The following is a 12,675-nucleotide window of genomic DNA, read 5'->3' as shown; positions in this document are numbered from 1 at the left end:
ACGTCGTCGTCGGTGATGTCGACCCCGTGAATGTCGCCCACCATCTTCAGGACGCCCTGGCCGAGCGCAAAGAAGTCCACATAGGAGTCCGCCAGCGTGGCGGTCATCGAATACATGACGAGCTGGCCGAACCATTCGCGCAGCACTCGTTCGTCGCCGAACAGGTCTCCGAAAAGCGGTGCGATGGAATCGATGTCAAGCAGGGTCTCGTTGACGTCGAAAACGAGGACGGACGGCTTCGGCATCGTCACGACTCGACATTCTTCTGTTCGGGAACGTCCGGTCGCAGATAACCGATGAGGCACAGGCAGATCAACGCCATCGCCACAACCGGCCATCGGAGGGCGAGCAGCGCAGCTGTCACGAAGACTGCGATCGTGATGAACGAGCGCATCTGCATCAACCTGCGCATCCGCACTGAAACATCTTCGTGGGAGGGCCGATCGACGGCCTCCCAGCACAGCGCAAGATAGGTGATGTTGACGAGGACGAAGACAGCGGCGTACAGACTTACCGGCGCCGCGGCCAGCCTACTGTCGGCGATCCACTCGGTGGTGAAAGGGATGAGCGACACCGAAAACAAATGCGCGAAATTCGACCACACCAAGCGCGGCGTGGCGGTCTCGGCGTAGTTGAACATGTGGTGGTGGTTGACCCAGACAATCGCGATGAACAAGTAGCTGACTACGTAGCTCAGACCGGTGGGCCAAAGCGGTAGGAGAGCGCTAAAACCGTGAGCGGCAGGCGGTTTCAGCTCAAGAACCAAGACGGTGATGAGGACCGCGAACACGCCGTCGGAGAACGCGCGTACCCGGTCGGGAGTGATTTGCCGCACCGCCACCGCTGTCTCCCGTTCGCGTTCAGCGTTTGTTGCTGGTGGGCGTTCTGGTGGAAACCTCATCGGTGTCGAGACCGCGGTCGACGCCATGGGGGATCACGGTTTGGCCGGGCTCGAGCTGCAGTTGCTGGCCGTCGAGAAAGACGTCGACCTTGTCGGGCTCGAAGGACACCAGATTGGTCACCCGCACCACCTCGCGCCAGGCGTTGATGTACGACCACGCGGCACGCTGGCGGTCCCCGATGTCGTAGTAGGAACATATTCCCTTGTACGGGCAGAAAGTCTGTACGTCAACGAGTTTAAGTGCGGATTCGTCGATATCCTCGCGCGCCACATACCAGCGGGGCGCGAAGCCCGATTCGTACAGCGCCAGCGGGTGTTGGGTATCGGCGATCACCTTCTCGCCATCCCGGACGACGAGATGCCTTGATGTGGACCGGATGTCGATGCGGTGGTAGGCGTCGGAGGCGTGCCCGACTATGCGTTCGTTCTCTTCGTAGAACGCGTCCATGGAGCGCCAGGCGAAGGCCACCCGTCCATCGAGGACCGCGGCGTGGCGCGGTAGCGAAGTGTGCTGCCAGGCGCTGTGGTTCGCTTCTCGCTCAGCGATTTTGATGCTGAACCATTGGGTGGCGCCGAGGTCGCGGTGCTCGGTGACCCGGTCCTCGGTGATCAACACCCCCGACTCGATATCGGTGGGCGGAAAGTACGCGACGGGGTAGCGGCCCGGCTGGTGCAGCAGGATGACGTCCTCGCTGTCGGCAATCCAGCGGTCGGCGAAGCGCACTCTCATGCGGCGGCGCAACGGTTCGGCGAACAACAACCGTGGGGGCATCGGCTGTTCGGTGAGAAAGTGCCCGACCGATCCGAGGGCCAATGGACCCTGCTGCCATGCCAACCCCATCGTGGTGTTCTCCCTTCCCGGAGGACCGCCGGTGGGCAGCTAGAGCGAATCGGTGACCGACACTTGCTGCCTCTTTCCAAATCGTTAGTAGGGCTTCAAATATCGACATGCGAAGCCGAACTGCGGCAATGATACGCGGCCGACGACGTCAGCTGAATGGGTTCGTCGACCCATTATTTTAGGTGGACCGGCCCTTGCGAGAGCGCGGGCGAACCGCGAAGGAGCGCACGTAGTCGACGGCGCCATTGACGGCGGCCCGCAGCGGCTGTGGATCGCCGGTGGCGTGAGTGAGCATGGCGCCGCCCTGGTGCGCGACCACCAGCGAAACGGCCAGGTGTTGCGGATCCGCCTCGGGGCGCAGGTCACCGCGGTCGCGCATCGCCGTCAGACCTGCCCGGAACAGCGCGATCCATTGGTCATATCCGGCGGACAGATCGTCGTGTATTTCGTCGTCGGCCTCGATCAGCTCGCCGGCCAGGGAACCATAGACGCAACCTCCGACGCGGTACACGGTGTCGATGTCGGACACGCAGGCGTCAGCCCACGCCTGCAGGGCGGCGATGCTGTCGAGGGCGGCGAACTGCGGCTGGGTGTGAAACACACGAACGTCGTTGCGGCGCGCGTCGACAACCTGGCGGGTCAGGTCGCGCTTGTCGCGGAAGTAGTGCGCGATCTGCGATCCGCCCACCCCCGCGGCGCGGCGCACCTGGTCGATGCTGGTGTTTGCGATGCCGCGCTCGAAGATGAGACGCGCGGCCACGTTGACGATGCGGGCGCGGGTCGCCAGTCCCTTGCGAGTGAAGCGCGGTTCTGTGTCGTCGGTCATTCAGCCGGCTTTGCTCGCCGGACGACGAGCCCGGGTCCGCCGCGGTGGGCGTGGGACACGTTCGGCGCTGTGGGTGGCGAACATGCGAAGGTAGTTGACCGCGAAACGAGTCGCGTCGGCGTGCGGCCATTCGGCTCGGTAGGTGAAGGCCAAGGTGCCACCCCCTTGGTGAGCGCAGACGATCACCATCGCCAGTTGTCGAGGGTCGGCGTCGGCCACGAGAATCCCGTCGTCCTTCATTCCCTGGATTGCGTGCTGTAGCAACTCGATCCATTGCCGGTAGCCTGCCCCCAAGGCTTCGCGAGTGTCGTTGTCGGACTTCGCCAACTGGGCGGCAAGGGCGTGATACGTAGGTGTGCCGACGAATCCGATGCGTCGCAGATAGCGCATGTTGAGGTCGATCCACCGTTCGAAGTCGTCGAACGACCGCAACTGTCGGAGCCCGGGCTGGCGGTGAAAATCCAGAACTACGCCGACTTGTCGTCGGATCACCGCGCGAATCAGCTCGCTCTTGTCAGCGAAATAGTGGGCGAGCTGAGAGCCGCTGACCGAAGCGGCCCGGCGCACGCTCTCCATGTTCGAAGTCGACAGGCCGTCGGTGACGATCAGCTGGGCGGCGGCCTGCACGATCCGGTCGCGGGTGGCACGCCCCTTGGCAGTCAACCGTTGTTCGTCGCGAACATCGGGATGGGCCATCGCCCCAGGTTAACCCGCAATCGCTCTCGATTATGGGATATCCAGCCCACATGGTGGCGCGGCCGGGCGCGTGCAGCGCACTATGCATCGGGTAGCACCTTGGCGAGGAAGCCGCGGATCAGGTCGGCGACTTCGTCGAGGGCGGACTCCAACAGGAAGTGGCCGCCGTCGAGCAGATGGATCTCGGCATCGGGCAAGTCATCGGCGAACGCCTCGGCACCGGCCGGCCCGAAGATCTCGTCGCCGCGGCCCCACACCGCCAGTAGCGGTACGGGATTGGTGCGGAAGTATTCGTGCAGCCGCGGGTATAGCGGCGCATTGGTTGCGTAGTCGCGAAGCAGTTTCAGCTGCACCAGGTCATTTCCGGGCCGGGAGATCAGCGCGTAGTCGTGATGCCAGGATTCGGGATCGACCAGCGTCTCGTCGGGCACGCCCGTCAGGTACTGCCACCGGGTGGCGTCGAGCGTGAGGAACTGCCGCACGGCGCCCTCGGTTTCGGGCGTCTGTTCACGTTGGTAGGCCCGGACGATCTTCCAGAAGCTCTCGACGAATCCCGCGTCGTATCCGTTGCCGCTCTGGGTGATGATCGCGGTGATCGACGCGGGGCTCTTCAGTGCCAGCCGCCAGCCGATAGGCGCCCCGTAATCCTGGACGTACATCGCATACCTGTCGATACCGAGCGTTTGCAGCAGCCCGGCTGTGAGGTCGGTCAGCGCGTCGAAGGTGTAGTCGAATTCCTCGACCGTCGGGGCGTCGGACAGCCCGAAACCAAGATGGTCCGGCGCGATGACGTGGTAGCGGTCGGCGAGGGCCGGTATCAGATTGCGAAACATGTGCGAGCTGGTCGGGAACCCGTGCAGCAGCACCACCGCGGGCGCGGCGGGGTGGCCGGCTTCGCGGAAGAAGAGCCGATGGCCGTCGACGGTGGCGTATCGATGATGAACAGCCGGCATGACATTCCTCCCGAGCGGAAACCCCGTACACAGTTTCTGGGTCAGGTGACCCATTATGCATCAGACGGGCGGCGGGCAACAGTCCTCGAAAGCCGATATGTTGCCCTGCGCACCGGCCTGCCATATTCTGGGCCAACCATCCCAATCGTTCGGATCGTGCGATGGCGTCGAGCGCGCGCGTCGCGAGCGGTCCGAAGGGGCAGAGGAGAAGCGCGCCGTGCCTAACGCCTTGCGGGACAAGAAGGTCGTGGTCGTCGGGCGCGGCAGCGGGATAGCGCGGGCGGTCACCGTGCTCGCGCAGTCCGAGGGCGCACGCGTCGTGGTGGCCGGGCGGGACCGGGACAAACTGGCCGACGCCTACGGCGACGGCGACCTCACCGCGGAGGCGGTCGACCTCACCGACGATGAATCCATCGCCGCTTTCGCGGACCGCGTGGGGGAGGTCGACCACGTCGTGTCGACGGCATCGGCGCGCGCCCGCGGAAGGCTCGGTGAGCTGGATCGCCAAAAGCTGCAGCTGTCATTCGACACGAAGGTCATCGGACCCACGATGTTGGCCAAATACTTTGCCCCGCAGATCAAATCGGGCGGCTCGTTCGTCCTGTTCTCCGGTGTCCACGCCTTCAAGCACAATGTCGGCTATCTCGGCGTAGGCATCACCAACGGCGCCGTCGACTTCCTGGCCCGCTGGCTGGCCGTCGAGCTCGCGCCCGTCCGGGTCAACGCGGTGTCTCCCGGAGTCATCGACACCGGAGCCTGGGATTCGCTCGGCGACGACGGCAAGCGGGACTACTTCGAGCACATCGCCGACGGCAACCCGGTAGGACGGATCGGGACCCCCGATGACATCGCCCAAGCGGTGCTGTTCGCCATGACCAACACGTTCATGACTGGTATGACGTTGAGGGTGGACGGCGGCGAACCGCTGGTCTAGGGACTGACCTAATTCGAGGTGACATGGTGGGCAAGCTCGTTTCGGTGAACGTGGGAATGCCCAAAAACGTGCAATGGCACGGCAAAACGGTCTACACGGGGATATGGAAGACACCGGTCGAAGGGCCGGTCACCGCGCGCCGGCTCAACCTCGACGGCGACGGTCAAGGGGACCTCGCCGGCCACGGTGGTGAACAACGCGCCGTGATGGTCTACCAGGTCGAGTCGTACGAGTTCTGGAAGTCCTACCTGAGTCGCGACGATCTCGCACCCGGCAGCTTCGGAGAGAACTTCACGATCACGGGTCTCGCCGACGATGAGGTATGTATCGGTGACCGCTATCGCATCGGCGATGCCGAATTCGAGGTCACCCAGCCACGGGTGACGTGTTTTCGCGTCGGCGTGCGCCTCAACGAGCCCGAGATGCCGAATTTGCTTGTCTCTCAGCATCGTCCGGGGTTCTACTTCCGCGTCATCACCGAGGGGCGCGTCCGGGCCGGTGACGACATCGTCCGGACCCGCCGCGGCCCCCATGAGCTCAGCGTCGCCGATATCGATGCGCTGCTGTATCTGCCCGACCGCAATTGGGACCGGCTCGGCGAGGCCGTCGACGTTCCGGCGCTGAGCCCGGGTTGGCAGCAGTCGTTTCACGACATGTTGGCCGAGCATCGGGGCGCCGCATCGGCGGCGCCCATCGAGGCAAAGGCTGGGTGGAACGGCTTCCGTGCGCTACGGGTCGCCGAGTTGCGTCCGGAAAGCCCGCAGGTGCTCTCGATTCGGCTCGAGTCCGATGCGCAGCTGCCACCGCCGCTGCCCGGCCAGTACCTGACCGTGAAGATTCCGGAGGCCGGCGACCCGGCGCCGCTGCGCAGCTACTCCCTGTCCGCCGATCCCGCGGCGGGGTACTACCGCATCAGCGTCAAGCGCGAAGATCACGGTGTGGTGAGCCGCTGGCTGCACGCCCACCTGCGGGCGGGCTCGGTAATAGAAGCGGCCGTCCCGCGCGGCGACTTCTACCTCACCGAGGACGACAGCCCCGTCGTGCTGCTCTCGGCCGGGATCGGGGCGACACCGGTGCTGGCGATGCTGCATGCGTTGTCGGCCGCGCGGAGCAACCGCGACATCTGGTGGCTGCACACCACCCATAGCCACGAAACCCTAGCGCTTGCAACCGAAGTCACGGCCCTCATCGAGTCGCTGCCGCACGCACGGCAGCAAGTGTTCTACACCGAGACGCAGGGTCGGCTGGGCCAGGAATCGATCACCGGGTTGGGCCTGCCCACCGATGCCGTCGTGTACCTCTGCGGTCCAACACAATTCATGGCGGACATGCGTGATTATCTGACGCACGCCGGACTCGACCCCGCCGGCATTCACAGCGAACTGTTCGGCGCCCTGCCGTCCATCAATCCCGGCATCGTCGCCACGGGCGAGAGTAAACCGCCGCACCCGCCCGCCGGAGCGCCAGGCGCCGGGCCGTCGATCACGTTCGCGCGCAGCAACTTAACGGTGAAATGGGCGTCCGACTACCGGACCATCCTCGATTTCGCCGAAGCGTGCGACGTGCCGACCCGCTTCTCGTGCCGAAGCGGGGTCTGCCACGTGTGCCTCACCGGCGTCGTCGCCGGGACTATCACCTACGTCCAGCAGCCGTTGGAGCCGCCCGCCCCAGGCTCGGTGCTGATCTGCTCGGCGGCACCGGAAACCGACCTGGTGCTGGACCTGTAGCGAGATCGGCTGCGTCAAGCGGCAATTGCCCGCTGGCCGCCGGTCGCGTGCAAGACGGCACCGTTGATGTAACTGGCGTCGGGGGAGCCGAGGAAGACGACAGCGTTGGCAATCTCGCTCGCCTCGGCGGCCCGGTTCAATGTAGTGATGGCCGCGACCGCCTCCAGCACGCCGTCAATCGCAGCGGCTCCCGGCGTGTCGGTCGGGCCAGCGGCCACAGCGTTCACCCGGACTCCCGATTCACCGAATTCGTCTGCCCATACGCGTGTCATCTGCTCCAACCCCGCCTTCGAGGCGCCATAGATGCCGGCGCCGCGCGTGGCGACCGATGCGGCCAACGTGCTCACATTCACCACCGCGCCACCACCCCGTTCGATCATGCCGGGTACCAGTTGCTGGACCAGGATGTAGGGCGCCCGCAGGTTGATGTTCACGTGTTCATCGAAAGTCGCATCGTCCGTGTCAACGGTCGCGCCGAACTTGTAGACGCCGGCGTTGTTGATCAGGATGTCCACCGGTCCCGCCTGCGCGGCCAAGCGACGGACGTCGTCGCCGTCATTAAGATCCGCAGCGACGAAACGCGCTTTGCCGCCGGCGTTTTCGATCTCGTTCACGACCTTGGTACCGCGTTCGGCGCTGCGGCCGTGCACCACGACTTCGGCGCCCGCCCGCGCCAGTTGCAGCGCGATTTCGCGGCCTATACCCGACGTGGCACCCGTCACCAAAGCTGTTGAGCCGGCAAATGTTGTTGCCATCGAACCCTGCCTTTACGAGAGAAGTCCACTTACTCCCGGCTAAGCAGCGGTCCGCCCGCGTTTATTCCGCCTAGCAGCCCAGGCAGACCGACGCTTCGGCGGTGTAGCACAGGAACGTCATCGTCTCCTGCAGGTACAGCTGCACGGTTTCGGCGTCGTGGCTGCTGTAGCCGATCGCGACCTCGGTGCCCAGTTGCAGATCGAAGTCACCGCCGCGGGTGCTCAGCACCATGGCGCCGTCGATGGCCGGCGCCCAGATGATGTCCCCGTTGACCAATCGGTTCATGTGCTCGCGGATCGGATATCCGTGCTCGGTGGTCTCGCTGACCTTGGTGTAGATGTCCGCGGACAACAGCACCGAATACGGGCCGTCGACGCCGGCCAGTCGCAGCGCTGTCAGCGCCTTCGAGATCGCGTCGGGCATGGCGCGGGGATCATCGGGCAACGCGACGGGCGGGTTGGAGCTGCTGCCACGGATGCCGTCGATCTGGGCGGCGGGGTAGCCCTCGAAGATGGCGCGGTCCTCGACGAACGCCAGCTTCTTGGCGGCTTCCTTGACCGGGTCCCAGTCGGAGTCCTGTGCGCCGCGTTCGACGTTGTCGATCTCGTACCGCGACAGGGTGAACGGAACTCGCAGGCGGACAAGGGGTTTGCTCTCTCGCAGGTGAGTGACCACGCCATCGCTGGGGGCCTCGACGTCGAGCAGGCGACCGGTGCTGACCGCCGCGGCGGCCGGCCCGCCGGGCTCGCTGACGTCGACCACCCGGCGTCCGGCGACGTGGCGCTTGAACGTCCGGGTCGCCTCCAGCTCGATCTCTTCCCAGGCGGCCTCGGTGACCGGTGCCAGGTCGCGGTAGAGGTTGTTCATGAAGTGGTTCCTTTCAGGCTGCCGATCGAAAGAGAGCCTTTCACAGCGGCGCGGTCAGGGGCGGGAGGTGTGGCCATCTTTGCCGGAACGGGCAGGGGCGGCGGATCGTCGAGGAAGTCGACGGTCGGTGAGAAGAACAATCCTCCGGTGACCGCGGTGGAGAAGTCGAGGATGCGATCGGTGTTGCCGGGCGGATCGCCGAGGAACATGTTGCGCAGCAGTCGTTCGGTGACCTGCGGCGTGCGCGAATAGCCGATGAAGTAGGTGCCGAACTCGCGCCGGCGGAGTTCTCCGAATGGCATGTTGTGCCGCACGATCTTCAGCTCGTTGCCGTCGTCGTCGGTGATGACGTTGAGGGCGATGTGCGCGTTGGCCGGCTTGTCGTCGTCGTCGAGTTCGATGTCGTCGAGCTTGGTGCGGCCGATCACCCGTTCCTGATCGTCGACCGACAGCGAATTCCACGAAGACATGTCGTGCACGTACTTCTGCACCTGCACATAGCAGGAGCCGGCGAACTCGGGGTCCTCATCGCCGACCGCGGTGGAACTGGTCGCCAGTGCGCCGTCCGGATTCTCGGTGCCATCGACGAATCCGAGCAAGTCGCGGTTGTCGAAGTAGCGGAACCCATGCACCTCGTCGACCACGGTGACCGCGCCCGCCATCGACCGCAGGATGCGATCGGCCAATTCGAAGCAGACGTCCAAACTCTCGGCCCTGATGTGAAACAACAGATCCCCGGGTGTGGCCGGGGCGGTGTGGCGCGGCCCCGTCAGCTCGACGAAGGGATGCAACTCGGCGGGGCGCGGTCCGGAAAACAAGCGGTCCCAGGCATTTGAGCCGATCGAGGCGATCGCCGACAGCCGCTTCGGCGGTTCGCGGAAACCGATGGCGCGCACCAGCCCGGAGATGTCGGGCAGCGCGTCGTGCACTGTCTCCTCGCCGCCGTCGTCAATGGTCACCACGATGAAGATCGCCGCGGGCGTCAACGGCGCCAGAATGGGTTGCGGCTGGACGGGAGGCACTCTGCTGACCCTAGCGTGGCGACGACGAGCGCCCAAAGGGCGCGAGCGAGGAGCCGCGCAATCGGACCTAGCGTGCGCGCCGCAATCGCGGACAGCCATGATGTTCAACATGTCCGGCGGGCCCCGAAACGAGACGAAGTCCTCCGCGAGTGCGCAAGGACTCTGCGATTTCATCGACGCGTCTCCGTCGCCTTTTCACGTCTGCGCCACGGTGGCGGCCCGGCTGATCGCTGCCGGGTACACCGAATTGGCTGAGGCTAAACGCTGGCCCGACCAGCCGGGACGTTACTTCACCGTGCGCGCCGGCTCGCTGGTTGCCTGGAATTCCGAAGGGCCCGCCGGTCCGTTCCGCATCGTCGGCGCGCACACCGACAGTCCCAATCTCCGAGTCAAGCAACATCCCGACCGGCTGGTCGCCGGCTGGCGCGTGGTGGCGCTCGAACCGTACGGCGGAGCGTGGCTCAACGCCTGGCTGGACCGCGATCTGGGTGTCAGCGGCAGGCTCTCGATTCAGACTGGCAGCGGGGTCGAGCACCGGCTGGTCCGGGTCGACGACCCGATTCTTCGAGTGCCACAGCTGGCCATTCACCTTGCCGAGGACCGTAAGTCGGTGACGCTGGACCCGCAGCGCCACGTCAACGCGGTGTGGGGCACCGGCAACGAGCCGGAGTCATTCGTCGCGTACGTCGCGCAGCGCGCGGGCGTCGCCCCGGCCGACGTGTTGGCCGCCGATCTGATGACTCACGATCTGACCCCGTCGACGGTCCTGGGAGCCGACGGGAGTCTGCTCAGCGCCCCGCGCCTGGACAACCAAGCCAGCTGCTATGCGGGGATGGAGGCGTTGTTGGCGGCCGAGCCGCGCGGCTTCCTGCCCGTGTTGGTGTGCTTCGACCACGAGGAGGTCGGATCCTCGTCCGACCACGGCGCACAGTCCGACTTGTTGGGCACCGTCCTGGAGCGGATCGTGCTCGCGGGCGGCGGCGACCGGGAAGAGTTCCTGCGCAAGCTGCCCGAGTCGTTGCTGGCTTCGGCGGACATGGCGCACGCGACCCATCCCAACTACCCGGAGCGGCACGAGCCAAGTCACCTGATCGACGTCAACGGTGGGCCGGTGCTCAAGGTGCACCCGAACCTGCGATACGCCACCGACGGACGCACGGCAGCGGCCTTCGCGCTGGCCTGCCGGCAGGCCGGGGTTGCGCTGCAGCGCTACGAGCACCGGGCCGACCTGCCGTGCGGGTCGACGATCGGGCCGCTGGCCTCCGCCCGCACCGGCATCCCCACCGTCGACATCGGTGCCGCCCAGCTGGCGATGCATTCCGCCCGCGAGCTGATGGGCGCACACGATGTGGCCCGCTACTCGGCCGCGATGCAGGCGTTCCTGTCGCCGGCCTAGGCGACGGCGACACCCCGCAGCAGCGCGTCGAGCAGGCCATCAAACCGACTGGTGCTCAACTGCGTGAGCGCATGGAAGAGCATCGTCCCGACAATCGCGGTGGCCACGGCGTCGATGTCCGCATCACGGCGCAACTGACCGGCCTCGACGGCGCTGCGAAGCCGAGTCGTCAACCCCGTGAGCTGCGGGGCGCTCAGCTGGCGATAAAGGTCCTCGCCGTCGCCCGGCCGGGCGGCCGCCGCGGCCACGAGCGCGCGCACCAGGGCGGCGTTGGGCGGCGCGGCCAGGAAAGCGAGGTGTTCCTCGAGCCACGCCCGCAGGTCGGCGTGAATGTCTCCGGTCTCGGCGACGGGAAACGAGCCCGATCCGCCGTAGGCCTCCAGCACCGCCTCGGCGACCAGCGGGGCTTTCGACGACCAGCGCCGGTAGAGGGTTTTCTTGCCCACCCCGGCGCGGGCCGCGACGCTCTCCATCGACAGCTCGGCGTAGCTGCCGGCGGTCAGCAGGTCACGCGTGGCGTCCAGAATCGCGCGATGTAACCGGTCATCGCGCGGCCGGCCGACCCGTTCCTCGGGCACTGGCGGCTTATGGGTGGATTGGGCTACGTTCATCGTGATCATTGTAGGAAACGACACGTGTCGTTTCTAGGAAAGGACTCGCGGTGAGTGCTCCCTCGTTATCGGTGCCGAAAACCTGGGAAGACATCACGCCGGCTTGGATGTCGGCGGCGTTGGCCGCGGACTTTCCCGGGGTGGTGGTCGAGGCGGTTACCGTCGAGCTGCGTGACGACGGCACCAACCGGCGCGCCCGCCTGGGCGTGACGTATCAAACCGGTGAGGGCCCCGCGACCGTCTTCGTCAAGGCCGCCGACCCCGCGCACAAAGCCATGATTCGCATGACCAGCGGCATGTTCCACGAGCCGCGCCTGTTCACCTGCGGCGTGGAATTGCCGCTCGAACACCCCACCGTCTACATCGCCCTGCTTGACGAGCCGGACTACGACTTCGTGATGGTGATGGAAGACCTCACCGCGCGGGGAGCCGATCCCCGCGACGGCACCAGGCCGATGACCGTCGAGCAAGTAGCCACCGGAGTGCGTGGCTTGGCGCGGATGCACGGAAAGTATTGGGGTGAACGCGTTCTGCGCGAGCCGGCGCTGGGCTGGCTCGAACCCTTCCTGCCCTGGGAGGGCATGCAACTAGCACCCCTACCCGCTGCTCTGGAACGACTCGGCGACGACGCTCCCGGCGAAGTCACGTCGTTGACCATCGACCGGCTGATCGAGTCGATCTGGAAGCCGTACGTCGCAACGCTGACCACCTCGCCCCAGACGCTGCTGCACGGTGACCCCCACATCGGCAACACCTACCTGCTGCCGACCGAAGAGGTGGGCTTCCTGGACTGGCAGGTGGCCCGCCGCGGTAACTGGTCGCTGGATCTGGGCTACTTCCTGCAGGGCGCCCTGACCGTCGAGGATCGCCGCCGCAGTGAGCGCGACCTGCTGGCGGAATACCGGGACTCGCTGGGATTGCCGGCCGACGAGCTGCCCAGCTCCGAGGAGATCTGGTTGCGCTACCGGGCATCGGTGGCGCACGGGCTGACGCTGTGGCTGGTCACCGCAAGCGCGGGTGAGTGGCAGCGCACGGACGTCTCGGTCGCTCTGGCACAACGGTATTCGTTTGCCTACGCCGATCTGGACGCCGCCGCGGCGCTAGTCGAGATCGCCGGCTAGCGCATTCTCTCCATACGCCGGCCA

Annotated in this window: 13 protein-coding genes and 1 pseudogene; 4 read left to right on the top strand and 10 right to left on the bottom strand. The window is 65.9% G+C overall.

The features are described from left to right. The 6 genes and pseudogenes from JOZ00_RS15115 to JOZ00_RS15090 all read right to left on the bottom strand — a co-directional run. Window positions 1-245: pseudogene (locus JOZ00_RS15115) on the bottom strand (haloacid dehalogenase type II); the annotation flags it as partial. A 2-nt stretch (window positions 246-247) separates the two neighbouring features. Next, on the bottom strand, window positions 248-841 hold the full coding sequence (locus JOZ00_RS15110) for a TMEM175 family protein (protein WP_293344859.1): 594 nt from the start codon (window positions 839-841) through the stop codon (window positions 248-250). A 19-nt stretch (window positions 842-860) separates the two neighbouring features. Next, window positions 861-1,742 carry a DUF427 domain-containing protein gene (locus JOZ00_RS15105; protein WP_293344857.1) on the bottom strand — a complete coding sequence of 294 codons (882 nt, stop codon included), beginning with the start codon at window positions 1,740-1,742 and terminating at the stop codon, window positions 861-863. A 178-nt stretch (window positions 1,743-1,920) separates the two neighbouring features. Next, entirely contained in the window at window positions 1,921-2,568 is a 648-nt protein-coding gene (locus tag JOZ00_RS15100) for a TetR/AcrR family transcriptional regulator (RefSeq protein ID WP_293344855.1), read from the bottom strand. Next, the gene (locus JOZ00_RS15095) at window positions 2,569-3,264 is read right to left on the bottom strand and encodes a TetR family transcriptional regulator (RefSeq protein ID WP_293344853.1); all 696 of its coding nucleotides are present in this window, start codon (window positions 3,262-3,264) and stop codon (window positions 2,569-2,571) included. An 80-nt stretch (window positions 3,265-3,344) separates the two neighbouring features. Then, window positions 3,345-4,217 carry an alpha/beta hydrolase gene (locus tag JOZ00_RS15090; protein WP_293344851.1) on the bottom strand — a complete coding sequence of 291 codons (873 nt, stop codon included), beginning with the start codon at window positions 4,215-4,217 and terminating at the stop codon, window positions 3,345-3,347. A 217-nt stretch (window positions 4,218-4,434) separates the two neighbouring features. On the opposite strand from JOZ00_RS15090, the gene JOZ00_RS15085 reads away from it, so the two are divergent. Beyond that, complete coding sequence (locus tag JOZ00_RS15085) at window positions 4,435-5,151, top strand: SDR family oxidoreductase (RefSeq protein ID WP_293344849.1); 717 nt, start codon at window positions 4,435-4,437, stop codon at window positions 5,149-5,151. 26 nt (window positions 5,152-5,177) lie between these two features. Further along, window positions 5,178-6,878: an MOSC domain-containing protein gene (locus tag JOZ00_RS15080; protein ID WP_293344847.1), complete on the top strand. Its 1,701-nt coding sequence runs from the start codon at window positions 5,178-5,180 to the stop codon at window positions 6,876-6,878. A 14-nt stretch (window positions 6,879-6,892) separates the two neighbouring features. Here JOZ00_RS15080 and JOZ00_RS15075 read toward each other — a convergent pair whose 3' ends face one another. The 3 genes from JOZ00_RS15075 to JOZ00_RS15065 form a co-directional block, all read right to left on the bottom strand. Further along, window positions 6,893-7,633, bottom strand: a complete 741-nt coding sequence (locus JOZ00_RS15075; protein ID WP_293344845.1) for an SDR family oxidoreductase — start codon at window positions 7,631-7,633, stop codon at window positions 6,893-6,895. A gap of 70 nt (window positions 7,634-7,703) precedes the next feature. After that, the gene (locus JOZ00_RS15070) at window positions 7,704-8,501 is read right to left on the bottom strand and encodes a family 1 encapsulin nanocompartment shell protein (RefSeq protein WP_293344843.1); all 798 of its coding nucleotides are present in this window, start codon (window positions 8,499-8,501) and stop codon (window positions 7,704-7,706) included. Continuing rightward, window positions 8,498-9,523, bottom strand: a complete 1,026-nt coding sequence (locus tag JOZ00_RS15065; protein WP_293344841.1) for a Dyp-type peroxidase — start codon at window positions 9,521-9,523, stop codon at window positions 8,498-8,500. Before JOZ00_RS15065 ends, JOZ00_RS15070 begins: the two co-directional genes overlap by 4 nt. Window positions 9,524-9,623: 100 nt before the next feature. On the opposite strand from JOZ00_RS15065, the gene JOZ00_RS15060 reads away from it, so the two are divergent. Next, window positions 9,624-10,919, top strand: coding sequence for a M18 family aminopeptidase (locus tag JOZ00_RS15060; RefSeq protein WP_293344865.1), 1,296 nt, complete (start codon window positions 9,624-9,626; stop codon window positions 10,917-10,919). Here the strand turns inward: JOZ00_RS15060 and JOZ00_RS15055 are convergent. After that, a complete protein-coding gene (locus tag JOZ00_RS15055; RefSeq protein ID WP_293344863.1) occupies window positions 10,916-11,497 on the bottom strand; it encodes a TetR/AcrR family transcriptional regulator in 582 nt (193 codons plus the stop codon). The two genes, JOZ00_RS15060 and JOZ00_RS15055, sit on opposite strands and share 4 nt — an antisense overlap. An 83-nt stretch (window positions 11,498-11,580) precedes the next feature. Between JOZ00_RS15055 and JOZ00_RS15050 the strand changes: the two genes are divergently transcribed. Next, entirely contained in the window at window positions 11,581-12,651 is a 1,071-nt protein-coding gene (locus JOZ00_RS15050) for a phosphotransferase (RefSeq protein WP_293344839.1), read from the top strand. The last annotated feature ends 24 nt before the right edge of the window (window positions 12,652-12,675 follow it).

Origin of the sequence: Mycobacterium sp., assembly GCF_019243155.1 — a bacterium.
Lineage (GTDB): Bacteria > Actinomycetota > Actinomycetes > Mycobacteriales > Mycobacteriaceae > Mycobacterium.
The sequence above is the reverse complement of the archived record's forward strand: the minus strand, read 5'-3'. Positions and strand labels throughout refer to the sequence as shown.

Coding starts and splice junctions, on each gene's coding strand:
- JOZ00_RS15105 (WP_293344857.1), bottom strand. CDS start 1,742: ATGGGGTTGGCATGGCAGCAGGGTCCATTGGCCCTCGGATCGGTCGGG.
- JOZ00_RS15100 (WP_293344855.1), bottom strand. CDS start 2,568: ATGACCGACGACACAGAACCGCGCTTCACTCGCAAGGGACTGGCGACC.
- JOZ00_RS15095 (WP_293344853.1), bottom strand. CDS start 3,264: ATGGCCCATCCCGATGTTCGCGACGAACAACGGTTGACTGCCAAGGGG.
- JOZ00_RS15090 (WP_293344851.1), bottom strand. CDS start 4,217: ATGCCGGCTGTTCATCATCGATACGCCACCGTCGACGGCCATCGGCTC.
- JOZ00_RS15075 (WP_293344845.1), bottom strand. CDS start 7,633: ATGGCAACAACATTTGCCGGCTCAACAGCTTTGGTGACGGGTGCCACG.
- JOZ00_RS15070 (WP_293344843.1), bottom strand. CDS start 8,501: ATGAACAACCTCTACCGCGACCTGGCACCGGTCACCGAGGCCGCCTGG.
- JOZ00_RS15060 (WP_293344865.1), top strand. CDS start 9,624: ATGTTCAACATGTCCGGCGGGCCCCGAAACGAGACGAAGTCCTCCGCG.